The 23,778-nt window shown below is 71.3% G+C and carries 20 protein-coding genes; 13 read left to right on the top strand and 7 right to left on the bottom strand.

Annotated elements, in window-relative coordinates; genetic code table 11:
* Window positions 1–8: 8 nt before the first annotated feature.
* From KZ813_RS14220 to KZ813_RS14230, 3 genes are all read left to right on the top strand, one after another.
* Window positions 9–206, top strand: a complete 198-nt coding sequence (locus KZ813_RS14220; protein ID WP_219755646.1) for a hypothetical protein — start codon at window positions 9–11, stop codon at window positions 204–206.
* Between the two features lie 32 nt (window positions 207–238).
* A complete protein-coding gene (gene nrdR, locus KZ813_RS14225) occupies window positions 239–703 on the top strand; it encodes a transcriptional regulator NrdR (protein WP_219755647.1) in 465 nt (154 codons plus the stop codon).
* A gap of 141 nt (window positions 704–844) precedes the next feature.
* Complete coding sequence (locus KZ813_RS14230; protein ID WP_219755648.1) at window positions 845–1,924, top strand: TrmH family RNA methyltransferase; 1,080 nt, start codon at window positions 845–847, stop codon at window positions 1,922–1,924.
* A 9-nt stretch (window positions 1,925–1,933) separates the two neighbouring features.
* Here the strand turns inward: KZ813_RS14230 and KZ813_RS14235 are convergent, their stop codons facing one another.
* Together KZ813_RS14235 and KZ813_RS14240 are read right to left on the bottom strand one after the other, a co-directional pair.
* Window positions 1,934–2,887, bottom strand: coding sequence for a hypothetical protein (locus KZ813_RS14235; protein ID WP_219755649.1), 954 nt, complete (start codon window positions 2,885–2,887; stop codon window positions 1,934–1,936).
* Between the two features lie 362 nt (window positions 2,888–3,249).
* Window positions 3,250–4,572, bottom strand: coding sequence for a dicarboxylate/amino acid:cation symporter (locus KZ813_RS14240; protein WP_219755650.1), 1,323 nt, complete (start codon window positions 4,570–4,572; stop codon window positions 3,250–3,252).
* A gap of 252 nt (window positions 4,573–4,824) precedes the next feature.
* Between KZ813_RS14240 and fumC the strand changes: the two genes are divergently transcribed.
* Window positions 4,825–6,246 carry a class II fumarate hydratase gene (fumC, locus tag KZ813_RS14245; RefSeq protein WP_219755651.1) on the top strand — a complete coding sequence of 474 codons (1,422 nt, stop codon included), beginning with the start codon at window positions 4,825–4,827 and terminating at the stop codon, window positions 6,244–6,246.
* 300 nt (window positions 6,247–6,546) lie between these two features.
* Here the strand turns inward: fumC and KZ813_RS14250 are convergent, their stop codons facing one another.
* Window positions 6,547–6,828 carry an ETC complex I subunit gene (locus KZ813_RS14250; RefSeq protein WP_219755758.1) on the bottom strand — a complete coding sequence of 94 codons (282 nt, stop codon included), beginning with the start codon at window positions 6,826–6,828 and terminating at the stop codon, window positions 6,547–6,549.
* 187 nt (window positions 6,829–7,015) lie between these two features.
* Here KZ813_RS14250 and dnaK point away from each other — a divergent pair, with 187 nt between their 5' ends.
* The 6 genes from dnaK (at window position 7,016) to KZ813_RS14280 (ending at window position 15,718) form a co-directional block, all read left to right on the top strand.
* Window positions 7,016–8,926, top strand: a complete 1,911-nt coding sequence (gene dnaK / locus KZ813_RS14255; RefSeq protein ID WP_219755652.1) for a molecular chaperone DnaK — start codon at window positions 7,016–7,018, stop codon at window positions 8,924–8,926.
* A gap of 83 nt (window positions 8,927–9,009) precedes the next feature.
* Window positions 9,010–10,128, top strand: a complete 1,119-nt coding sequence (gene dnaJ, locus KZ813_RS14260) for a molecular chaperone DnaJ (protein WP_219755653.1) — start codon at window positions 9,010–9,012, stop codon at window positions 10,126–10,128.
* A gap of 23 nt (window positions 10,129–10,151) precedes the next feature.
* A complete protein-coding gene (gene era, locus KZ813_RS14265; RefSeq protein WP_308461899.1) occupies window positions 10,152–11,069 on the top strand; it encodes a GTPase Era in 918 nt (305 codons plus the stop codon).
* 226 nt (window positions 11,070–11,295) lie between these two features.
* Window positions 11,296–12,948, top strand: coding sequence for an MFS transporter (locus tag KZ813_RS14270; protein ID WP_219755655.1), 1,653 nt, complete (start codon window positions 11,296–11,298; stop codon window positions 12,946–12,948).
* Entirely contained in the window at window positions 12,945–14,096 is a 1,152-nt protein-coding gene (locus tag KZ813_RS14275; RefSeq protein WP_219755656.1) for an HlyD family secretion protein, read from the top strand. Before KZ813_RS14270 ends, KZ813_RS14275 begins: the two co-directional genes overlap by 4 nt.
* Before the next feature lie 242 nt (window positions 14,097–14,338).
* Window positions 14,339–15,718 (top strand): efflux transporter outer membrane subunit, encoded by a 1,380-nt coding sequence (locus KZ813_RS14280; RefSeq protein WP_219755759.1) that lies wholly within the window; start codon window positions 14,339–14,341, stop codon window positions 15,716–15,718.
* Window positions 15,719–15,734: 16 nt separating this feature from the next.
* Here KZ813_RS14280 and KZ813_RS14285 read toward each other — a convergent pair whose 3' ends face one another.
* Window positions 15,735–16,715, bottom strand: a complete 981-nt coding sequence (locus KZ813_RS14285; protein WP_219755657.1) for a hypothetical protein — start codon at window positions 16,713–16,715, stop codon at window positions 15,735–15,737.
* Entirely contained in the window at window positions 16,712–17,506 is a 795-nt protein-coding gene (locus tag KZ813_RS14290; protein ID WP_219755658.1) for a glycosyltransferase family A protein, read from the bottom strand. Before KZ813_RS14290 ends, KZ813_RS14285 begins: the two co-directional genes overlap by 4 nt.
* A gap of 56 nt (window positions 17,507–17,562) precedes the next feature.
* On the opposite strand from KZ813_RS14290, the gene KZ813_RS14295 reads away from it, so the two are divergent.
* On the top strand, window positions 17,563–18,621 hold the full coding sequence (locus tag KZ813_RS14295; protein WP_219755659.1) for a glycosyltransferase: 1,059 nt from the start codon (window positions 17,563–17,565) through the stop codon (window positions 18,619–18,621).
* Entirely contained in the window at window positions 18,621–19,394 is a 774-nt protein-coding gene (locus KZ813_RS14300; RefSeq protein WP_219755660.1) for a glycosyltransferase family 2 protein, read from the top strand. Before KZ813_RS14295 ends, KZ813_RS14300 begins: the two co-directional genes overlap by 1 nt.
* A 142-nt stretch (window positions 19,395–19,536) precedes the next feature.
* Here the strand turns inward: KZ813_RS14300 and clpB are convergent, their stop codons facing one another.
* A complete protein-coding gene (clpB, locus tag KZ813_RS14305) occupies window positions 19,537–22,116 on the bottom strand; it encodes an ATP-dependent chaperone ClpB (protein WP_219755661.1) in 2,580 nt (859 codons plus the stop codon).
* A 298-nt stretch (window positions 22,117–22,414) separates the two neighbouring features.
* Window positions 22,415–23,140 carry a hypothetical protein gene (locus KZ813_RS14310; protein WP_258046801.1) on the bottom strand — a complete coding sequence of 242 codons (726 nt, stop codon included), beginning with the start codon at window positions 23,138–23,140 and terminating at the stop codon, window positions 22,415–22,417.
* Window positions 23,141–23,334: 194 nt separating this feature from the next.
* Here KZ813_RS14310 and KZ813_RS14315 point away from each other — a divergent pair, with 194 nt between their 5' ends.
* Window positions 23,335–23,769 (top strand): DUF3576 domain-containing protein, encoded by a 435-nt coding sequence (locus KZ813_RS14315; RefSeq protein WP_183922552.1) that lies wholly within the window; start codon window positions 23,335–23,337, stop codon window positions 23,767–23,769.
* The last annotated feature ends 9 nt before the right edge of the window (window positions 23,770–23,778 follow it).

The raw sequence follows: 23,778 nt of genomic DNA on the forward strand, positions 1-23,778 counted from the left end.
GTTCGCCGGTGGCGACGTTCGACGAGAAGGCCCGCGCGGTGCAGAGCAACGTCAAGGGCACGCCCGGACTGGGCAAAAGCATGGCCAAGTGGAGCGCGCTCGGCGCGGTGGTGGCGATCCCGGTGCCGGTGATCGGCCCGGTGTTCGGCGCGATCGCGGGCGCGGCCTATGCCTATCACAAGGGCACCAAGAACCGCGGCCTGTGACCGCCGCGCCGCTGGACGGGTGAAGGACCGAGATGCGCTGCCCGTTCTGCGGCCATGACGCGAGCCAGGTGAAGGACAGCCGCCCCACCGACGACGGGGCGGCGATCCGGCGCCGGCGCCAGTGCGAGGGCTGCGCCGCGCGCTTCACCACCTTCGAGCGGATCCAGCTGCGCGAGCTGACGGTGGTGAAGAGCGAGCACCGCCGCGAGCCGTTCGATCGCGAGAAGCTGCTCCGCTCGGTCGCGATCGCGGCGCGCAAGCGACCGGTCGAGCCGATCCAGCTCGAGAAGCTGGTGAGCGGCATCCAGCGCCAGCTCGAGACCAGCGGCGAGGCCGAGGTCTCGGCCAAGCGCATCGGCGAGATGGTGATGGACGGGCTCAAGGGCCTCGACTCGGTCGCCTATATCCGCTTCGCCAGCGTCTACCGCGACTTCAGCGAGGCGCGCGATTTCGAGGAGTTCGCCGGCAGCGTCGAGGAGGCCGGGCGCGAGGGGTGACGGCGGGGGCCGCCTCCGCACCGGTAGGAGTCGGCGCGGGGTTCCGTCGCCGTCTTCCGATGCGGCTGCCGCTACTCCTCCCGCTTCGTTCGAGCAGCATCGCGCTTGCCGAGAGGCGTCCGTCGAGAACATAGGCCGGCGATGAGCTTCCACGTCTACATGCTGCGCTGCGCCGACGGCAGCTATTACACGGGCCATGCCGAGGATCTGGAGCGCCGCGTCGCCGAACATCAGGCGGGCACGATCCCGGGCTACACCCACGATCGCCGGCCGGTGGAACTGATGTGGTCGCAGGATTTTCCCACGCGCGCCGAGGCGGTGGAGCGCGAGCTTCAGGTGAAGGACTGGTCGCGCAAGCAGAAGGAGGCGCTGTTCCGCGCCGACTGGGAGGTGGTCGCGGAGTCGGCGCGTTCTCGCCCGCGCGTCTCGGCCGCGCTCGACGCCGGCTCGAACCGAACGGAAGAGGAGCAGGGCATGAGCCAGCACGGTGTGATCGCGACCCCCGCCCCGCCCCCCGTCATCGTGCTGGTCCGCCCGCAGCTCGGCGAGAACATCGGCAAGGCCGCGCGCGCGATGCTCAACTTCGGCCTGACCGAGCTGCGACTGGTGGCGCCGCGCGACGGCTGGCCCAATCCCTCGGCCGGCCCCGCCGCGTCGGGCGCCGACGTCGTGCTCGAGCGCGCGCGGGTGTATGACAGCGTCGCGGACGCGGTGGCCGACTGCGCCGAGGTCTATGCCACCACGGTGCGCAGGCGCGGCGTCACCAAGCCGGTGGTCACGCCCGAGGTCGCCGCGCGCGCGATCCACGCCGGCGCGGGCCGCGCCGCGATCCTGTTCGGCCCCGAGCGCTCGGGGCTCGAGACCGACGACGTCGCGGTGGCGCGCACGATCGTCACCGTGCCGATCAACCCCGCGTTCGGCAGCCTCAACCTCGCCCAGGCGGTGATCCTGGTCGCGTACGAATGGTCCAAGGGTCAGGCGCTCGCCAGCCCGCCCGAGACGGAACTCGATCCGCCGGCCCCGCAGGAGGAGCTGGACGGGATGATCGCGCAGCTCGACACCCTGCTCGACGCCGCGGGTTATTTCTTCCCGCGCGATCGCGCCCCCGCCTCCCGGCGCACGCTGCGGACGATGCTGACCAAGCCTGGTTGGACCAGCCAGGAGGTCCGCACGATGCGCGGCGTCCTCTCCGCGCTCGCGCCGCGCCCGCCGCGCGGCTGAGCGCGGCGCTCAGGCGATCCGGGGGCTGTCCGGCCGGCCGCACAGATAGGCCGAGGCGGGCGCGTGGAAGGGGAAGCCGACCGCCGCGACTCGGTTGAGGATCAGCTGCATCGAGCCGTGCCGCGCCTCGCACGCGATCGCGTTGGCGCGCTCGAGCCACGCCGGGTCGACCAACGTGCCGGAGCGCGTGCGCATCAGGGGACCGCTCGGCCCCGTCATCGCGGCGATCCGACGGCGCACGGTGGTATCGGGCAGCGACAAAGCGCGCGCGATCGCCGCGACCCGGACCGCGTGGCTCTGGCGGAAACTCGTGCTGCTCTCACCCCGCGCCGCCAGCGTGCCGCCCTCGGCGGCGAAACGCTGCATGTTGGCGTGGAGGATCGCGGAGAAGATCGCGACGTCCACCGCCTCGGGGAAGAGGTTGCGGTTCTGGTCGACCAGCGCGAGCACCAGGTCCAGCACCGCGCACACGCCGTCGATCTCGTCGAAATGACCGACCGAGCGGACCGTCGGCAGCTCGACCGCGCCGGCGGCGGTGGCATCGGCCACGAAGCGGACGAAGCAATCGTGCGCGTACTGCAGCTTGCCCTTGATGAAGCGGCTGCGCCAGAAGCGCGGCGAGATCGTCACGCCGGCGTCGATCCGGTGGCACAGGCCCGATTCGATCAGCGCCGCGATGTGGCGGCGGACCGTCTCGAACGGGCGGCCCATCGACAACGCCGCCGAGTGGATCGAGATCGCGCCGTCGCGCTCGGGCTTGGTCAGCGCGGTGCGCATCAGCAGCGCGAGGACGAGCATCCGGTCCACGTTGCCGCGCAGCGGCCGCAGCACCGCGACGTTGATGCCGGTGTGCAGCTCGGCGATCAGCCGCACCTTCTGATGGATGGGCAGCGAGAGGCGAACGCTGGCCTGGGCCGAAGTCATGTCGGTCTGGCGTTGCGCGGCAGTCGCATAATTCGGCACCGTGCTGGTCCTTTCAAGTCCAGTAACCATCGCCGTCAAGACAATCCATCCCGGATAAAGACAGACGAGAACCGACGCTTTTCAATGGTTGCACGAACCCCCTGCTTAGCCCGTGCAGCACGTCGGCCCCGCGATGCCTTTTTCAGCGGAATGAGTACATTATACGTTGGAGGACGACCTTCGCACAGCCACCTTTTACCCATTATGGTTGGTAGCTCATCTTTCGGCCACGCAGTGCTCGGCTTGCGACTGATCGGGCGCCCTAATTATTTTGGTGCATCGGCATAGGGATGGCGCGGAATCTTATTTCTACTCGCCCGAGGATGATCGGTAAGATGGTTCGTAACCACGAACGCTCACGATCACTCGGCCGCGTGCGGCATCGCGTCGGGGATCGCGCCCTGCCCGCGCAACGCCGCGTCGAGTCGCGCGCGGTCGAGCTTGTTCTCCCAGCGCGCCACCACCACGGCGGCGACCGCGTTGCCGACGAAGTTGGTCAGGCTGCGGCACTCGCTCATGAAGCGATCGACGCCGAGGATCAGCGCCATGCCCGCGACCGGCACGGTCGGCACGATCGACAGCGTCGCCGCCAGCGTGATGAAGCCCGCGCCGGTCACCCCCGCCGCTCCCTTGGACGAGAGCATCGCCACCGCGAGCAGCAGCAGCTGCTGGCCGAGCGTGAGGTCGACGTTGCACGCCTGGGCGATGAACAGCGCCGCCAGCGTCATGTAGATGTTGGTGCCGTCGAGGTTGAACGAATAGCCCGTCGGCACCACCAGCCCGACCACGCCGCGGTCGCAGCCCGCCGCCTCCAGCTTGGTCAGCAGCCCCGGCAGCGCCGGCTCCGACGAGGAGGTGCCGAGCACCAGCAGCAGCTCGCCCTTGAGATAGGCGATCAGCCGCAGGATCGAGAACCCGTGCAGCCGCGCCACCACGCCCAGCACGCCCAGCACGAAGATCAGCGAGGTGGCGTAGAAGGTGAGCACCAGCCCGCCGAGGTTCACCAGGCTGCCCGCGCCATATTTGCCGACGGTGAAGGCGATCGCGCCGAACGCCCCGATCGGCGCGGCGCGCATGAGGATCGCCACCACCTTGAACACGACGAGGTTGAGCCGCTCGACCAGCTCGAGCACCGGCCGCGCCGGCTCCCCGACGAGGCTGATCGACACGCCGGACAGGATCGCGACCAGCAGCACCTGGAGGATATTGTCCTGCGCCAGCGCGGAGACGAGCGTGGTGGGGATGATCGCGAGCAGGAAGCCGATCAGCGAGGTCTCGTGCGCCTTGGCGGCATAGTCCTTCACCGCGCCGGTATCGAGCGTGGCGGGATCGACGTTCATGCCCGCGCCGGGCTGGACGACATTGGCCACGATCAGCCCGACGATCAGCGCGAGCGTCGAGAAGAACAGGAAATAGCCGAACGCCTTGAGCGCGATCCGCCCGGCCGAGCGGAGCTCGCTGAGCCCCGCGATGCCGCTCACCAGCGTGAGGAAGATCACCGGCGCGATCACCATCTTGACCAGCTTGATGAAGGCGTCGCCGAGCGGCTTGAGCGCGGCGCCGAGCGTCGGTTGGAAATGGCCGAGCAGCGCGCCCGCGAGGATGGCGACCAGCACTTGCACGTAGAGGTGCTGGTAGAAGGGGCGCGGCGCGGCGGGCGGCGCGGCGGCGGGGATGACGGTCATGGGCCTCTCCTGCGTCCGGCGGTCGGACGTCTCATGCTCCTAGGATAACCGCGTCGCGTCGGCGCGCCAGCGCGGCCCCGTCGAGGCGCCGGGAGTGGCGGAAAAGCGGGGTTTTCAGGCGAGCGACCCGGTGGCTTCGGTGACCCGGCGTGCGGATTCCCGCCGCGCCGCGGTCGCGTCCGTGCCGAAGTCCGCGCGCCGCCTCGGGTCGGCGCCGGCGCAACGCCCCGCCGCGCCGCGCGTTGCGCCGGCATGACCGACGCGCCCCCCGATCCCGCCCCCAACCGCACCGAGACCGACTCCATCGGCGCGATCGCGGTGCCCGCCAGCGCCTATTGGGGTGCGCAGACCGAGCGCAGCCTGGAGAACTTCCCCTTCGGCGCGCGCGAGCGCATGCCGATCGAGATCGTCCGCGCGCTCGCGCTGGTGAAGCAGGCGGCCGCGCGGGTGAACCGCCGCCACGGGCTCGCCGCCGAGAAGGCCGAGGCGATCGAGGCCGCGGCGCAGGAGATCGCGCAGGGGCTGCTCGACGACCAGTTCCCGCTGGTGATCTGGCAGACCGGCAGCGGCACGCAGAGTAACATGAACGTCAACGAGGTGATCGCGGGGCGCGCCAACGAGATCCTCACCGGCGAGCGCGGCGGCAAGTCGCCCGTCCACCCCAACGACGACGTCAACCGCGGCCAGTCGTCCAACGACAGCTTCCCCACCGCGCTCCACGTCGCCTGCTCGCTCGCGGTGCGCCAACGGCTGATCCCCGCGGTGGAGACGCTGCACGCCTCGCTCGACGCGCGCGCGCGCGAGTGGGCCGGTCTGGTCAAGATCGGGCGCACCCACCTGCAGGACGCGACCCCGCTGACGCTCGGCGACGAGTTCTCGGGCTACGCGCACCAGCTGCACCGCTGCCTCCGCCGGATCGAACCGGCGGTGGAGCATGGCACCGACCGGCTCGCGCAGGGCGGCACCGCGGTAGGTACCGGGCTCAACGCGCCGAAGGGCTTCGCGCGCGACGTCGCCGCCGAGCTGGCCGCGATCACCGGCGTGCCGTTCGCGCCGGCGGAGAATCTCTTCGAGGCGTTGGCGAGCAACGACCCGCTGGTCCATCTCTCGGGCGTGCTCAACACGCTGGCGGTGGCGTGCAACAAGATCGCCAACGACATCCGCCTGCTCGGCTCGGGGCCGCGCAGCGGGCTGGGCGAGCTGGACCTGCCCGCCAACGAGCCGGGCAGCTCGATCATGCCCGGCAAGGTCAACCCGACCCAGTGCGAGATGCTGACGATGGTCGCCGCGCAGGTGATCGGCAACCACGTGGCGATCACCGTGGGCGGCGCGCAGGGGCATCTCGAGCTCAACGTCTTCAAGCCGATGCTCGGCGCGGCGGTGCTGCGCTCGATCGACCTGCTCGCGACCGGGTGCGAGAGCTTCGCGCTGCGCTGCGTGGACGGCCTGCGCGCCAACGAGGGGCGGATCGCCGAGCTGGTCGAGCGTTCTCTGATGCTGGTGACCGCGCTCGCGCCCGAGATCGGCTACGACGCCGCCGCCAAGATCGCCAAGCACGCGCATGAGCGCGGGCAGACGCTGCGCGAGGCCGGGCTGGAGCTCGGGCTGGTGGACGAAGCGACGTTCGACCGCGTGGTGCGGCCGGAGGCGATGCTGGGGGAGCGCTCCAATTAGGGCGCGTCGTCCTTCCTAGGCAGGATCAGCTGACCCTCGACGCGGCCTGGAGGCTGATCCATCTGACCTGACCCAGCGGGATGCTCCTACGGACGCGGGAGCACGGACCGATGGAGGCGGATCAGACCTAGACCTCAGATCCTCCCCGCTGGCGGGGAGGGGGACCGCCCGGCGCAGCCGGGTGGTGGAGGGGGCTCACCGCTAACGCTACCGCCCGTGGAAGCCCCCCTCCACCAGCCCGCGGCTGGTCCCCCTCCCCGCGCGCGGGGAGGAGTGCGGGCGCTTCTCCCCCGAACGGACCTACCGGAAATTGTCCGCGTAGCTCTGCAGCTTCAGCGTCTTGGTCGGGGTCGGGATCACCGTGTAGCGCAGCCCCTGCTGCTCGGCATAGGCCACCGCCGCCTCGCACGTCGGGAAGCCAAGCTTGACCTGATCGCGCGTGTCGCCGCTGCCCGCCCAGCCGGTGAGCGCGTCGGCCTTCTTGGGCTCGCCCGGCTCGAACTCGAGCTGCCAGTGATCGGTGCGGGCCTTGCCCGACTGCATGGCGTTCTTCGGGCGCTGGTAGATACGGGCGGTCTGCATCATCGTGCCTCCCTAAGGGACACGCGCGAGTCGGGCAATCGTTCCCGGTCGGTCCCCGCCACACCGCCGCCGCGAACTTGCGGGGCGCGACCGCGCACCTATATCGCGCTTCGTCATCGCGGTTGCGCTGCCGTAACGGGGCGCGATCGCCGCAACACAGTCAACGCAGGGGCTAGGCAAAGCACTCATGGCAAAAGTTATCGGTATCGACCTCGGCACCACGAACTCGTGCGTCGCCGTGATGGAAGGCGGCAAGGCCAAGGTCATCGAGAATGCGGAGGGCGCGCGCACCACGCCGTCGATCGTCGCCTTCGCCAAGGACGGCGAGCGGCTGATCGGCCAGCCGGCGAAGCGCCAGGCCGTGACCAACGGCGACAACACGATCTTCGCGGTGAAGCGCCTGATCGGCCGTCGCTTCGACGATCCCGTCACCAAGAAGGATACCGAGCTCGTCCCGTACAAGATCGTGCGTGGCAGCAACGGCGACGCCTGGGTCAGCGCCGGCGGCAAAGAGTATAGCCCGTCGCAGATCAGTGCCTTCACGCTGCAGAAGATGAAGGAGACCGCCGAGTCCTACCTCGGCGAGACGGTCACCCAGGCGGTGATCACCGTCCCGGCCTATTTCAACGACGCGCAGCGCCAGGCGACCAAGGATGCCGGCCAAATCGCGGGCCTCGAGGTGCTGCGGATCATCAACGAGCCGACCGCCGCGGCGCTCGCCTACGGCCTCGACAAGCAGGACGGCAAGACGATCGCGGTGTATGACCTCGGCGGCGGTACGTTCGACGTCTCGATCCTCGAGATCGGCGACGGCGTGTTCGAGGTGAAGGCCACCAACGGCGACACCTTCCTCGGCGGCGAGGACTTCGACAACAAGATCGTCGACTATCTCGCGCAGGGCTTCCAGAAGGACGAGGGCATCGACCTCACCAAGGACAAGCTCGCGCTGCAGCGCCTCAAGGAGGCCGCGGAGAAGGCCAAGATCGAGCTGTCGTCGGCGCAGTCGACCGAGGTCAACCTGCCCTTCATCACCGCCGACCAGAACGGCCCGAAGCACCTCGTCAAGACGATCACCCGCGCCGACCTGGAGCGGCTGGTCGAGGACCTGATCAAGCGCACGCTCGATCCGTGCAAGAAGGCGATGGCCGACGCGGGTGTCTCCGCCAACGACATCGCCGACGTCGTGCTGGTCGGCGGCATGACGCGCATGCCGCGCGTGCGCGAGATCGTGAAGCAGTTCTTCGGCAAGGACCCGCACACCGGCGTGAACCCCGACGAGGTGGTCGCGATGGGCGCGGCGATCCAGGCGGGCGTGCTGCAGGGCGACGTCAAGGACGTGCTGCTGCTCGACGTGACCCCGCTCTCGCTCGGCATCGAGACGTTGGGCGGCGTGTTCACGCGCATGATCGACCGCAACACCACGATCCCGACCAAGAAGACCCAGGTCTATTCGACCGCCGACGACAACCAGCAGGCGGTGACGATCCGGGTGTTCCAGGGCGAGCGCGAGATGGCGGCGGACAACAAGCTGCTCGGCCAGTTCGACCTGGTGGGCATCCCGCCGGCGCCGCGCGGCGTGCCGCAGATCGAGGTGACGTTCGACATCGACGCCAACGGCATCGTCAACGTCTCGGCGCGCGACAAGGGCACCGGCAAGGAGACGCAGATCCGCATCCAGGCCTCGGGCGGCCTGTCCGACGCCGACATCGACCAGATGGTGCGCGACGCCGAGTCGTTCGCCGAGGAGGACAAGAAGCGCCGCGCCGCGGCCGAGGCGAAGAACAACGCCGAGTCGCTGATCCACACCACCGAGCGCCAGCTCGCCGACAACGGCGACAAGGTCGACGAGTCGCTCCGCGGTGAGATCCAGGGCGCGGTCGACGCCGCCAAGAAGGCGGTCGAGTCGAACGATCCCGAGCAGATGAACGAGAAGAGCCAGGCGCTCGCGCAGGTCGCGATGAAGCTGGGCCAGGCGATCTACGAGAAGCAGCAGCAGGGCGAAGCCGCGCCGCAGGGCGAGACCGCGACCGCCGACGCGCCGAAGGACGACGTGGTCGACGCCGAATTCTCGGAAGTCGACGACAACCACAAGGCGTGATCCGCGCCGGAGTGAACTGACATGGGCCTCTCCCGCCATACCGGCCTGGGCCGGGGTGGCGGCGACGGGCGCAGGGGCGCTGCATGACCGAGATCGACTATTACGAGCTGCTCGAGTGCGAGCGGACCGCGGACGCGGCGACGATCAAGGCGTCGTACCGCAAGCTCGCGATGAAATACCATCCCGACAAGAACGCCGGCTGCAAGGACAGCGAGGCGCGCTTCAAGGCGGTCAGCGAGGCCTATGAGTGCCTCAAGGACCCGCAGAAGCGCGCCGCTTATGACCGCTTCGGCCACGCCGCTTTCCGGAACGGCGGCGGCGCGGGCGGCGGCGCGCAGGACTTCGCGGGCTTCTCCGACATCTTCGAGAGCGTGTTCGGCGAGTTCATGGGCGGGCAGCGCGGCGGCGGTCGCCAGGTGCGCCGCGGCGCCGACCTGCGCTACGACATGGAGATCACGCTGGAGGAGGCGTATCACGGCAAGGAGACGGAGATCACCGTCGACATCTCCGCCGCGTGCGACTCCTGCCACGGCTCCGGCTCCAAGCCGGGCACCCACGCGCACACCTGCCAGCACTGCCACGGCCATGGTAAGGTGCGCGCGCAGCAGGGCTTCTTCGTGGTCGAGCGGGCCTGTCCGCTGTGCCACGGCTCGGGCGAGGTGATCACCGATCCCTGCCCCGACTGCCGCGGCGAGGGGCGCGTGGAGAAGACCAAGACGCTCGCGGTGAACGTGCCGCCGGGCGTCGACGAGGGCACGCGCGTGCGGCTCACCGGCGAGGGCGAGGCGGGCGCGCGCGGCGCGCCCTCGGGCGACCTCTACATCTTCCTCCACGTCAAGCGGCACGGGATCTTCGAGCGCGAGGGCACGACCCTGTTCGCGCGCGCGCCGATCAGCTTCACGACCGCGGCGCTCGGCGGGACGATGTCGATCCCCGGACTCGACGGCAAGCGCCACGAGGTGAAGATCCCCGCGGGTATCCAGTCGGGCAAGCAACTGCGCCAGCGCGGCGCGGGCATGCCCGTGCTCCAGGGGCGCGGCTTCGGCGACCTGGTGATCCAGGTCGAGGTGGAGACGCCGTCCAAGCTCAGCACGCGCCAGCGCGCCTTGCTGGAGGAGTTCCGCGAGACCGAGACGGGCGAGGAATGCCCGCAGAGCCAGGGCTTCTTCTCGCGGCTCAAGAACGCGTTCGCGGGCGAGTGAGCGGCGTGGACGATAACGCGCCGGTGACTCAACATTCGCAACATTCGCCCGCGACGCGCTGCGGCCTGGTCGCGGTGGTGGGCGCGCCCAACGCGGGGAAGTCTACCTTGGTCAATGCCCTCGTCGGGCAGAAGGTGGCGATCGTCAGCCCCAAGGCGCAGACCACGCGCGCTCGGCTGATGGGCGTGGCGCTGCAGGACGAGACCCAGCTGCTGCTGGTCGACACGCCCGGCATCTTCGCGCCGCGCCGCCGGCTCGACCGCGCGATGGTGGCGGCGGCCTGGGGCGGTGCGGAGGGCGCCGACGTGATCGCGCTGGTGGTCGACGGCAAGGGCGGGCTCGGCCCGAAGGTGACCGAGATCGTCGAATCGCTGACGGAGCGGCGCGAGCCGATCTACCTTGTGCTCAACAAGGTGGACCTCGCCGACAAGCCCAAGCTGTTGACCCACGCGGAGAAGCTCAACGCGATGCTGCCCTTCGCCGAGACCTTCTTCGTCTCGGCGCAGACCGGCGACGGTTTGCCCCAGCTCAAGCGCGCGCTGGCGGCGGCGATGCCCGCGGGGCCGTGGCACTATCCCGAGGACCAGGTGTCCGACGCGTCCGAGCGCGCGCTGGCGGCCGAGGTGACGCGCGAGCAGCTCTATCTCCAGCTCCACGCCGAACTGCCCTATGCCAGCGTGGTCGAGACCGAGAAGTTCAGCGAGCGCGAGGACGGCTCGGCCGAGATCCACCAGCAGATCCTGGTCGAGCGCGTGACCCAGCGCGCGATCGTGCTCGGCAAGGGCGGCACGCGCATCCGCGAGATCGGCGCGCGGGCGCGGGCCGAGCTGGCGGTGCTGCTCGATCGGCCGGTGCACCTCTACCTGCACGTCAAGGTCAAGCCCGGCTGGGACGAGGACCGCGGCGTCTACCGCGACATCGGGCTCGACTGGGTGGAGTGACGCGGCTGGCGCGGGTCCGATGCGTCACCCGGACTGTCGCGATACGGACACGGTCGAGGATCCGCCTCGCCCGCGCCGCTCGCGGGACGGTGGGTCCCGGAACCGGCCCGGGATAACGGCGGAGAGCGCAGCGGGCAGCTCACCCGGATGAACTTGCCTGCGCTCCGTGCGTCCTACTCCGCATCGGCCGGCGACGGGCCGCGAGGGGGGTGCACCAGACGGCGACATGGCGGTGCTGACGCGGCTGCGCGACTTCGTGAGCGAGGAACGCTGGGAGTTCGCCCCGCACGAGCGCCCCGTCATGCCCGGCTCGCCGGGCTCGCCCGAGCACCCGATGCGCCGCCGCCTCGCCTACGGCCTGGTCGCGCTCCTGGTGGGGCTCACCGGCGGTTTCGGCAACGCGCTGGTGGCGGCGAACACGACGACGCTGGCGGGCGCGCTCGGGCTCGACCCGTCGGAGATCGCCTGGCTGCCGACGGTCTATGTGATGACCAACGTCAGCATCAACCTGCTGCTGATCAAGTTCCGGCAGCAGTTCGGGCTGCGCCCCTTCGCGCTGCTGTTCGTGGGCATCTATGTCGCGGTCACGCTCGCGCACCTGTTCGTCCACGGTTTCGCCTCGGCGATCCTGGTGCGCGCGGCGAGCGGGCTGGCGGCGGCGCCGCTGAGCACCTTCGCGCTCTACTATCTCATGCAGGCCTTCCCGGCGAAGTGGCGGCTGCGCGCGCTGGTGCTCGGTCTGGGCGCGCCGCAGCTCGCCACCCCGCTCGCGCGGCTCTTCTCGCCCGAGCTGCTGGCCATGAGCCAGTGGCGCACGCTGTACCTGTTCGAGCTCGGCCTGGCCGCGCTGAGCCTGGCCGCGGTGACGATGGTGCGCCTACCGCCGACGACCCGCCAGCCAGCGTTCGAGAAACTCGATTTCCTCACCTTCGCGCTCTACGCCGGGGCGATGGGGCTGTTCGCCGCGGTGCTGGGCCTGGGGCGCTACGTGTGGTGGACCGAGGCGCGCTGGATCGGCTGGGCGCTGCTCGCCGCCATCCCGATGCTCGCCGCCGCGCTGGTGATCGAGCATCATCGTGCCAACCCGCTGCTCAACACGCGCTGGCTCGGCAGCGCCGATATCCTGCGCTTCGCGGTGGTGACGCTGATGGCGCGGGTCGTGCTGTCCGAACAGACCTATGGCGCGGTCGGGCTGCTCACCGTGCTGGGGCAGAACAACGACCAGCTCGGCGCGTTCTTCACGATCATCTTCCTCGCCACCGCGGCGGGCTTCGTCGTCAGTGCCGCGACGCTCGACGTCGACCGACTGGCGCACCCGGTGATGCTCGCGATCGGGCTGGTCGCGGTCGCGGCCTGGATCGATTCCTCCTCGACGAGCCTGACCCGCGCGCCGCAGCTGTATCTCACCCAGGCGACCATCGCCTTCGCCGGCGCCTTCTTCCTCGGCCCCTCGCTGCTGTTCGGCATGACCCGCGCGCTGAAGGAGGGGACCGGCCACGTGATCAGCTTCATCGCGCTGTTCGGCGTGCTCAACTCGATCGGCGGGCTGGCCGGCGCGGCGCTGCTCGGCACCTATCAGATCGTCCGCGAGAAGGCGAACAGCGCCGCGCTGGTGCAGCTGGTCGATCCCACCGACCCGCAGGTGCAGGCGCGGCTCGCCGCGGGGTCCGGCGGCGTGGCGCGCGTGCTCGGTGACCCGGGGCTGCGCTCGGCCGAGGGCGGCGCGCTGCTGGCGCAGGCGGCGACGCGCGAGGCCAACGTGCTCGCCTATGACGACGTGTTCCGGCTGATCGCGATACTCGCCGCGCTGACCTTCCTGTACCTCCTCTTCCTCCTGCTGCGCCGCGAGTGGCGCGCGCGTCGCCAGAGTATCGCATGACCGACCCCCGCTCGCCCGTCGCCCCCGACCCCCTAACCGAGGAGCGCGCCGCCGAGGCGGCCGCCGCGGCGCCGGCGCCGACCGGGTCGGGCTGGCGCCCGCCGCGGCTATCCGCGACCGCGACGCTGCTGATCGGACTGCTCGCGCTCGCGGGCGTGCTCGCGGTGCTGGCGGCGTGGCGGATGTGGCCTTTCACCAGCGACGCGGTGTCGACCGACAACGCCTACGTCCGCGGCCGCACCACCGTGATCGCGCCGCAGGTCTCGGGCTATGTCGCGCAGGTGCTGGTGCGCGACTTCGCGACCGTGCGCCCCGGCCAGCCGCTGGTGGTGGTGGACCAGCGCATCTACCGGCAGCGTGTCGAGCAGGCCGAGGCGCAGGTCGAGAACGCGCGCGCCACGCTCGCCAACAGCGTCCAGGCCGCGGCCAGCCGCCAGGCGAGCCTCGGTGGGCAGGAGGCCGCGTTGGCGAGCGCGCGCGCGCAGCTGCTCCGCGCGCAGGCGGACATGAACCGGGTCAACGACCTGGTCACCGATGGCTCGGTCAGCCTGCGCGAGCGCGACCAGACGCTCGCGACGCTGCGCCAGGCGCAGGCGCAGCTCGAGCAGGCCCGGGCGGCGCGCGAGATCGCGCGGCAAGACATCCGCACCGTCGAGGTCGGGCGCGGCGGGCAGGAGGCGGGCGTGTCGGGCGCGCAGGCGGCGCTGCGACTGGCGCGCATCGACCTCGCCAACACCGTGATCCGCGCGCCCGAGGCAGGGCGGCTGAGCGAGGTGGGCGTGCGCGTCGGCCAGTACGTCACCGCGGGCTCGCAGCTGATGTTCCTGGTGCCCGCGGAGACCTGGGTGATCGCCAATTACAAGGAGGCGCAGACCGCGCGCATCGCGGTGGGGCAGCGCGCCAGCTTCACCGTCGACGCGCTCGCCGACGCGCGGCTGTACGGGCGCGTGGAGCGTATCTCGCCGGCGGCGGGGAGCGAGTTCGCGGTGCTCAAGTCGGACAATGCGACGGGCAATTTCACCAAGGTGCCGCAGCGGATCGCGGTGCGCATCCGGATTGAGCCGGGGCAGGCGTTGGCGGCACGGTTGCGCCCGGGCATGTCGGTGCAGGCACGGGTCGACACCGCCGGCACGCCGGCGCCGCGATGAAGGGGCGCGCTCGGGTGACAGGCGGACGTGGCGTCGATGGCGCGACGCTGCCCGTGCCTCCCACCCTGACGTCATCCCGGACTTGGTCCGGGATCCACCCGCCCGCGCACTCGCCGGCCGCTGCATATGCGGGACAGTGGATCCCGGACCAAGTCCGGGATGACGGCAGGAGTGTGGAGAAGCGAGCCGGACTCACCAGCGGACCGCCCACGAGCCGCTCCGCCCCCCGTACCCTCCGCGCGCTGCTCCTCCCGCTCCTTCTCGCCGCCTGCGCCCTGCCCGGCCCCCGCCGCGCCGCGCCGCCCGACGCCACCGTCACGCCACCCCCGGCGTGGCGGAGCGCGCTGACCGCGCCAGACGCCTCGCCGGTGAGCGCGGCGTGGTGGCAGGGGTTCGGCGATCCGGTGCTCACCGCCCTGGTCGAGCGCGCGCTGGCGAACAACCTCGACGTGCTCGCCGCCGCCGCCCGCGTCGAGGAGGCGCGCGCCGCCGAGGCGCTCGCGCGCGCGCAGCTGCTCCCTCAGCTAGGCGGCACGGTGCCCGAGTCGCAGGGCCAGTCGATCAGCGCGCTCGGCACCACCGCGCGCGCGGCCGCGGTGCAGCCCGGCGTGCAGCTCAGCTACGACCTCGACCTGTTCGGACGGCTGCGCCAGGCGAGCCGCGCCGCGCGCGCGCAGCTGCTCGCCACCGCCGCGGCGCGCGACACGGTACGGCTCGCGACCGCGGCCACCGCTGCCTCGGGCTATGTCACGCTGCGCGCGCTCGACCAGCGGCTGGCGATCGCGCGGCAGACCCTCACGGCGCGCGCCGAGGCGCTGCGGATCGCGCGGCGGCGCTACGAGACCGGCTATTCGTCCCGGCTCGAGTACCGTCAGGCGCAGGCGGAATATGCCGCCACGCAGCAGCTCGTCCCCGCCGCCGAGCTGGCGATCGCGCGGCAGGAGAATGCACTGGCGCTGCTCACCGGCGACTCGCCGCGGGCCGTGGCGCGCGGGCTGGCGCTCGACCGGCTCGCGACCCCGCCGCTGCCGGGCGGACTGCCCGCGCAGCTGCTGCGCCGCCGCCCCGACCTCTACCAGGCCGAGCAGACCCTGGTGGCGGCCGACCGCACGCTTGACAGCCAGCGCGCCGCGATGCTGCCCAGCCTGTCGCTGACCGGTGCGGGCAACCTGGTGCTCTCGACCGCGCTCGCGCAGCCCGAGGTGATCTTCTCGCTCGGGGCGAGCGTGCTGGGGCCGATCTTCGACGGCGGCCGGCTCCGCGCGCAGGAGCGGGTCGCCACCGCGCGGCGCGACCAGGCCGCCTATGCCTATCGTCGCGCCGCGCTGGTGGCGTTCCGCGAGGTCGACGACTCGCTCGTCGGCGTGCGCCGCACCGGCGAGCAGGCCGCGGCGCTGGCGGCGCAGGCCGACGCCTCGCGCGGCGCGCTGGAGAATGCCACCAACCGCTATCGCGCGGGATACTCGGCCTATCTCGAGCAGCTCGACGCGCAGCGCACCCTGCTCACCGCGGAGCTGTCGCTGGTGCAGGCGCAGGCCGACCGGCTGACCAGCTATGTCGCTTTGTACCAGGCGATGGGCGGCGGTTGGACGCCCGCGGAGGTGGCGGCGGTGGTGCGGTGACCCGGCGCGCCGCGACCTAGACCGCGCGCTCCGCCTCTTCCTCCGCCGCCAGGGCCTCACGGCTCTCTACCTCCGGCTGCTTCCACAGCGCGGTGAGCAGGTAGAAGATCAGGTTGCTCCCCTGCGTCAGCGCGCCGCCGGCGAGCAGCAGACCCGCCATCGCCTCGCGCGGGCCGTTGATCGTGCCGCTCATCTCCAGCGCGGCGCTGAGGAACAGCAGGTCGCGGTTGGGCACGATCGGCAGCCGCGAGATCACCATCTGCGCGGTGAGGAACACCAGCCACACGCTCCACGGCTCCTGCGGCAGCACCACCGCCCATTGCGTCGCCTGGAGCAGCACCACGCCCGCGATCCGCGCGACGTGGATCGCCAGCACGCGCGCGGCGAGTGGCAGCGGCATCGCGATCAGCTGGCGCCGCAGTCGGAACAGCAGCGGCACCAGGAACACCGCGCCGACGCCGCCCGCGATCACCAGCGCCGGGCCGGGATCGAGCCACGCCGCGATGCGCCGTCCGTTCCCCGCCGCCGCGAAGCCGAGCAGCAGCAGCAGCGTCACCAGCCCCGACGACACCGCCGAGAGGATGGCATTGTCCTTCAGCCCGATCGCGATCGTCTTGGCGCGCAGCCCGATCACGCGGCGCAGCCACACGAAGAGGTACAGCTCGCCCGAATAGCCGACCAGCGCGCTGTTGAGGATGCGCTTGCGCACCAGCACCGGGAAGGCACCCGGCAACGGGCGCGCGAAGATGGTGCGGAACACCGCGATCTCGGAGGCCGGCAGCACCAGGAAGGTGACGACGAACAACAGGTAGAACAACGGGTTCGTCGGCAACGACCGCGCCACCTGGGCCCAGCCGATCGCGTTCACCTTGAGCACCATCCAGGTGACCATCCCGGCGAAGAACAGCGCGCGCGCCGCCCAGCCCAGCCGGCGCACCCACGGCCGCTCGCCCCACGCCTGCCACCCGGTCGCGGGCGGCGCGTCCGGGTCGCTCAAAACAGCCCCAGCGCGCGCGACTGCGCGACATAGGCGTCGAACGCGGCGCGCTGCGCGGGCGACAGTCGGAAGGCGGAATAGCCGGCGGTGGTGCCGGTCCAGCGGCGCAGCGTCCACTCGACGATCTGCGCCGGGCGCAGCGCCAGCCGCCGCTCGAAATGACCGCGGTCCCAGGTGTTGCTGCCGTGGAAGCAGCGGATCAGCAGGTGCGCCTCGCTCCTGGGGATCAGCGCGGTGCCGAGCCGCAGCCAGGCGTCGCGGAAAGTACTGTCCTCGCCCTTGCGTTCGCTGGCATAGCGGATGTCGTCGCGCCGGCGGTGGACGATCGTGCTCGGGGCACCGCCCTTGAACCAGCTGAGATAGGGCCGGTCGACCCAGGCGGGGTCGTCGAGGTGCATCAGCGTCGCCTCGGCCCAGACCGCGGCCTTGTCGTCCAGCGTCTCGACCGAGCGCGCCAACCGCTGCGGCGCGAACCAGTCGTCGTCATCCCAATGCGCCATCAGCGCGCCGCGCGCGAGGTCGAGCGAGAGGTTGCGCAGCTCGCCCAGCGTCGTCGCGGGATCCTTGGCCAGGCGATGGTGGATCAGGCGCTCGGCCGGGACGCGCGCGAGGATCGGCGCGTAATCCTCGCTGCCGTCGTCCACGATCACCAGCTCGCGGTTGGGATAGGTCTGCGCGAGGAAGCAGTCGACCGAGCGCTCGGCGAGCCGGCGCCGGTCGGCGGTGACCATCAGGCAGGAGACCCGCGGGCCCTCCTCTGCGAACCGGGCGGGGGCAGGAAAATCGTTCACGGGCGTCAACCTAGGCAGCGCGTGCCGGCGCTGGTACGGGCGTGCGACCCGGGCCCATGACACGCATCATCTTCGTCCTCACCTACCCGACCTACCACGGCGTCGCCGATCCGGCGGAGTGGCTGCGATGGGACAATCGCGACCGTCGGATGCCGGCGCTGTTAGCCGCGATGGGGGTGGATGTCGAGTTATGGGGCGTCGCCGAGGCGAGCGCCGAGCATCGCCCGGCCGCGCCGATCGGCCTGCCCTACACGATCCGGCTGTTCGCGCGCACCGGCGGCGGGGCGAAGTCGCGCGATCATCACAGCGACGCGATGGTCGCGGCGGCGCGCGCCGATCCGGCCGACCTGTTCGTGCTGATCGGCACCAACGGCGGCGCGGGCTATCGCCTCTACGACCGCTGCCTGCGCCCCGACCGGCGCCGCTTCGCGCTGATCATCGGCGGCGACTATTGGAGTCGGCTGGTGCCGCACGCCAGCCTGCTGCTCACCGAGAGCGCGGTGCAGGAGGAGGCGCTGGCGGCGGGCGGTTGGCTGCGGCGCGCGATCCCACGCGAGCGGATGGAGCGGCTGCCCAAGACGATCGACACCGAGCTGTTCCGCCCACAGGCGGCCGAGCGCGCCTGGGCGCTGCTGTCGGTCAGCCGCGTGACGCGGTGGAAGAGCTTCGCCGAGGTGGGCATGCTCTCGCGCCAGCATCGCGTCGCGGTCGCGGGCGGCGGGCCGCAGGAGGCGGTGATGAAGCGGCGCTTCCCCGACATCGACTGGCTCGGCCACGTCCCCCACGCGCGCGTCCCCGACCTGCTCGCGCAGACCGGGCTGTTCTTCCACGCCGGCCGGCGCGACTATTTCCCGCGCGCCATCCCCGAGGCGATGGCCTGCGCGCGCCCGGTCGTGGCCTTCGCCGACCGCATCGGCGCCGACGTGCTGCCCGACGCCTGCGGGCTGCGCGTGACCGAGCGCGACTATCGCCCGCTCGTCGCCGCGCTGCTGCGGGACGAGCGGCGCATGGTCGAGATGGGCGCGGCGGCGCGCGCGCACGTGCTGGCGACTCATGGGCCGCGCTCGAGCGCGCCGGCGTGTCGCACGCTGCTGCGGCTGGCGGAGGCGCGCTGATGCGCTGGACCTTCGTGATCGCCTATTACAACGAGCAGGCCTATCTCGCCGACACGCTCGCCAGCCTCGCGGCGCAGACGCTGCGGCCGTTCCGGCTCGTGCTGGTCGACAACGGCTCGACCGACTCCTCGGCGGCGATCGCCCGCGCGTTCGCGAGTGACGGGATCGAGCTCGTGCATCTCACCGAGCCGCGGCCGGGCAAGATCATGGCGCTCGAACGTGCGATGGCGGCGATCGCCACCGACTATGTCGCGTTCGGCGACGCCGACACCTTCTATCCGCCGCACTATCTCGCCACCGCCGAGGCCGCGCTGGACGTGGACCCGCGCGTGGTCGCCGCGATGGCGACCGACGTGCCGCTCGATCCGGAGAAGGCGCGTCGCAAGCGGCGGCACAACCAGCTCGTCAGCCGCCTGTGGCCCAAGCAGACCCACACCGGCGGCTTCGGCCAGACCTTCCGCGCCGCCGCGCTGGTGGCGGCGGGGGGCTATGCCGAGCGCCACTGGCCCTATGTGCTGATGGACCACGAGGTGATGCAGCGCGTGGTGCAGCAGGGGCGCGTGGTCTACCCCTACGACCTGTGGTGCGTGCCGTCCGACCGCCGCGGCGACCGACGTCGCGTGCGCTGGACGCTGGCGGAGCGGCTGCTCTACCATCTCAGCCCGGCGGCGGCGAAGGACTGGTATTTCTACCGCTTCCTAGGGCCGCGTCTGGCCAGGCGGAGGCTGGGCCACCTCAACCTGCGCGAGAAGACGTGGGAGGACGAGAGCTGATCCTCCCCGCTCGCGGGGAGGGACCATGCGAAGCATGGTGGAGGGGGCCCTCCGCCCACGCACCGGCTCGTGCGTGGAGAGCCCCCTCCGTCAGCGCTCCGCGCTGCCACCTCCCCGTGCCGGGGAGGAACTGCCTCAGCCCTCACCCCACCTCGAGCGCCAGCCTCCCGTCGCCCTCGTCGACCCGCACCGAGGCGCCGTCCTTCACCTCGCCGCGCAGGATCGCCTCGGCGAGCGGGTCCTGGAGGTAGCGCTGCACCGCGCGCTTGAGCGGGCGCGCGCCGTACACCGGGTCGTAGCCGACGCGGCCGAGCCACGCCCGCGCCGCGTCGGTGAGCTCCAGCGACACCTTGCGCTCGGCGAGCAGCTTGCCGACGCGCGCCACCTGGATGTCGACGATCGGCCCCATGTGCGCCTGCCCCAGCCGGTGGAACAGGATCACCTCGTCGAGCCGGTTGAGGAACTCGGGCCGGAAGTGCGCGCGCACCACCTCCATCACCTGCGGCTCGACCGCCTCCACCGCCTGTCCCTCGTCGAGGTTCGCCAGATACTGACTGCCCAGGTTCGAGGTGAGGATGATCAGCGTGTTCGAGAAGTCGACCGTGCGCCCCTGGCCGTCGGTCAGCCGCCCGTCGTCGAGCACCTGGAGCAGCACGTTGAACACGTCGCCGTGCGCTTTCTCCACCTCGTCGAACAGCACGACCTGGTAGGGCCGGCGCCGCACCGCCTCGGTGAGCACGCCGCCCTCCTCGTAGCCGACATAGCCCGGCGGCGCGCCGATCAGCCGCGCCACCGCGTGCTTCTCCATGAACTCGCTCATGTCGATCCGCACCATCGCGGCCGAATCGTCGAACAGGAACTCGGCGAGCGCCTTGGTCAGCTCGGTCTTGCCGACCCCGGTCGGCCCGAGGAACAGGAACGAGCCGAGCGGCCGGTTCGGGTCCTGCAGGCCCGCGCGCGCGCGCCGTACCGCGGTGGAGACCGCGCGCACCGCCTCGGCCTGGCCGATCACGCGCTGCCCGAGCACCTCCTCCATGCGCAGCAATTTCTCGCGCTCGCCCTCGAGCATGCGGTCGACCGGCACGCCGGTCCAGCGGCTGACCACGCCGGCGATGTCGTCGGCGGTGACTTCCTCGCGCAGCATCGCGCCCTGGGTCTGGCCGGCCGCCTCGGCGAGCTGCTTCTCCAGCGCGGGGATGCGCCCGTAGGAGAGCTCGCCCGCCTTGGCGAGATCGCCCTGGCGCTGCGCCTGCTCCAGCTCGAGTCGCGCGGCGTCGAGCTGCTCCTTGAGCTTGGCCTCGCCCGCGATCTTGTCCTTCTCGGCCTGCCAGCGCGCGGTCAGCTCGGCCGACTGCTGCTCTAGGTTGGCGAGCTCGTCCTCCAGCGTCTCGAGTCGGTCGAGGCTGGCGGCGTCGGTCTCGCGCTTGAGCCCCTCGCGCTCGATCTTGAGCCGCAGGATGCGGCGGTCGAGCGACTCGATCTCCTCGGGCTTGCTCTCCACCTCCATGCGGATGCGGCTCGCGGCCTCGTCCATCAGGTCGATCGCCTTGTCGGGCAGGAAACGATCGGTGATGTAGCGGTTCGACAAGGTCGCCGCCGAGACGAGCGCGCCGTCGGTGATGCGCACGCCGTGGTGCAGCTCATATTTCTCCTTGAGCCCGCGCAGGATCGAGATCGTGTCCTCGACCGTGGGCTCGCCGACGAAGACCGGCTGGAAGCGCCGCTGCAGCGCCGGGTCCTTCTCGACGTGCTTGCGATACTCGTCGAGCGTGGTGGCGCCGACGCAGTGCAGCTCGCCGCGCGCCAGCGCGGGCTTGAGCAGGTTGCCCGCGTCCATCGCGCCCTCGGACTTGCCCGCGCCGATCAGCGTGTGCATCTCGTCGATGAAGAGGATGATCGCGCCCTCGGCGCCCTTCACCTCGTCGATCACGCCTTTCAGCCGCTCCTCGAACTCGCCGCGATATTTCGCGCCCGCGATCAGCGACCCCATGTCGAGCGCCATCAGCGTCTTGTCCTTGAGGCCGTCGGGCACGTCGCCGTTGGCGATGCGCAGCGCGAGCCCCTCGACGATCGCGGTCTTGCCGACGCCGGGCTCGCCGATCAGCACGGGGTTGTTCTTGGTGCGGCGCGCCAGCACCTGGATCGTGCGGCGGATCTCCTCGTCGCGCCCGATCACGGGATCGAGCTTACCCGCGCGCGCCGCCTCGGTGAGGTCGCGCGCGAACTTCTTGAGCGCGTCGTAGCGGTCCTCGGCGCCGGCGGTGTCCGCGGTGCGGCCGCCGCGCAGCGCGTTGATCGCCTGGTTCAGCGCCTCGGGCCTGGTGCCCGCGGCCTGGAGCGCCCTGCCCGCGGCCGTGTGGAGGCTGAGCGCCAGCGCGACGAGCAGGCGCTCGACGGTGACATAGCTGTCGCCCGCCTTCTGCGCGATCTGCTCGGCCTGATCGAGCACGCGCACCGCGTCGTTGGAGAGGCCCGGCGACGATTGCGCGCCGGGGCCCGAGACCGATGGCAGCTTGGAGAGCGCGAGGTCGATCTCGCTCACCGCGCGCCGCGGGTCGCCGCCGGCCGACTGGATCAGGCCCGCGGCCATGCCCTGCTCGTCCTCGAGCAGCGCCTTGAGGAGGTGCTCGGGCGCGATCTGCTGATGGCTCATGCGGATCGCGACGGTCTGCGCGGACTGGAGGAAGCCTTTCGCGCGGTCGGTGAATTTCTCGAGGTTCATCGTGACGCCCTGTTATTCTCTCCCGAGAGATGGTGTGGCTTTCGGGCAACACAAGGGGTCACGTCGCGCCATCGGTGGCTCGTGCTGTCGCTGATCCGACTGGCGCCGATCCGCCGCGGCGCGCAGGTCGACCGTGTGCGCGCGGAACGTCCGCCCCGGCAGCTCGCTGGAGCTGACCTGACGTGCACGTCCCCGACGATGCCCGTGCCGCTGACACCTGAGCCTGCGACGCGGTGACCCACGCCGACTGCCCGCACCATCGTTCTGTCGTCGGAGCGGCACGCGGCCGCCCGCCTCCTCAGAAGCGGAACGCCGTCCCCACGTATACGGCCTGGCTGTCGCGGCGCTCGTCGTCGATCCGGGTTAGCCGGTCGCGCTCGCTCTTCAGCCGCATGCCCGCGGTCAGGTCGAGGTTGCGGGTGATCGAGTAGCTGCCGCCCACGTCGAGCGAGTAGGACTGCGGCTCGGCCACCGCGCGCGCGGCGCCGGGGAGCGCGCGATCGCTGCTCGCGCTGACCCGGCCGGTCCACTTGCTCGCCGAGTAGCTGAGCGCGACGTCCGCCGCCTCGCGACCGCCGGGGAGCGCGCCGAGATCGACCTTGGCGAGGTCGCCCGAGACCGCGAAGCGCTTCCAGCCGACCGCGACGCCCAGGTTATAGGCGATCGGCGCGACGCCGACCGTGGTCGGCGCGGACGCGGCGAGTCGCGCATCGTCGCGCGCCGCCAGCGAGGAGCGCGCGCGCACCGCGACGGTGACCGCGCGGTTGCCGCTGCGCGACTCGGAGGGGGTGAACCGGAAGCCGCTGGCATCGAGCCCGCCGCGCGCGAACAGCGCCGCCAGCTTGGGATCGGCGGCCGAGGGGGTGAACGATCCCGCGAGCCGCGGCAGTCCCGCGTCGCGGCGCGCCGCCTTGGGCGCGGAGTCGGGCGCGCCCAGCGCAGGGACAGCCGCGATCGCGGCGACCAATGTGGCCCCCGAGACACATGCTGCGATGTGGCGACCTGCGGCCACGATCTCGTCCATCCCCTTTATGCCCGGCGAGTCTGCACGCCGGTCCCTGGAGCGGGCGTAACAGGATTCAGTTCCTTGTCCATCGGGGTCGTGGCTCTTTTCGGAAACTCTGTTGCACTATGTCCACAATGAGGCGCGCTTGCCCGGCGGGAGGGGGGCGGGTAGAGCGGGCACGATACCCGTTCCTGCCCTGAAGGACCTTGCCGATGCTCCGCCCCTCGCGCCTCGCGGTTGGCCTGTTCGCCGCCCTCGCTCTGTCCGCCTGCGGCGGCAAGGCGGCGCGCCCCGAGGGTGACCTCGCCGCATCGAAGGTGACGACGATCGGCGTCAACAGCTACCTGTGGCGCGCCTCGCTCGACACGCTCAGCTTCATGCCGCTGCTCCAGACCGACTCCAACGGCGGCGTCATCGTCACCGACTGGTACGTCAACCCGCAGGTGCCGACCGAGCGGATGAAGGTGACCGTGTCGATCCTCGACCAGGACCTGCGTGCCGACGCGGTCCGCGTCGCCGCGCTGCGCGAGATCAGCCGCGGCGGCCAGTGGATCGCCGCGCCGGTCGAGGCGGCGACGACGCAGAAGCTCGAGGACATCATCCTCACCCGCGCGCGCGACCTGCGCCGCGGCGCGATCACCGGCTGAGGCGCGCCG

Source organism: Sphingomonas folli, assembly GCF_019429525.1.
GTDB lineage: Bacteria > Pseudomonadota > Alphaproteobacteria > Sphingomonadales > Sphingomonadaceae > Sphingomonas > Sphingomonas folii.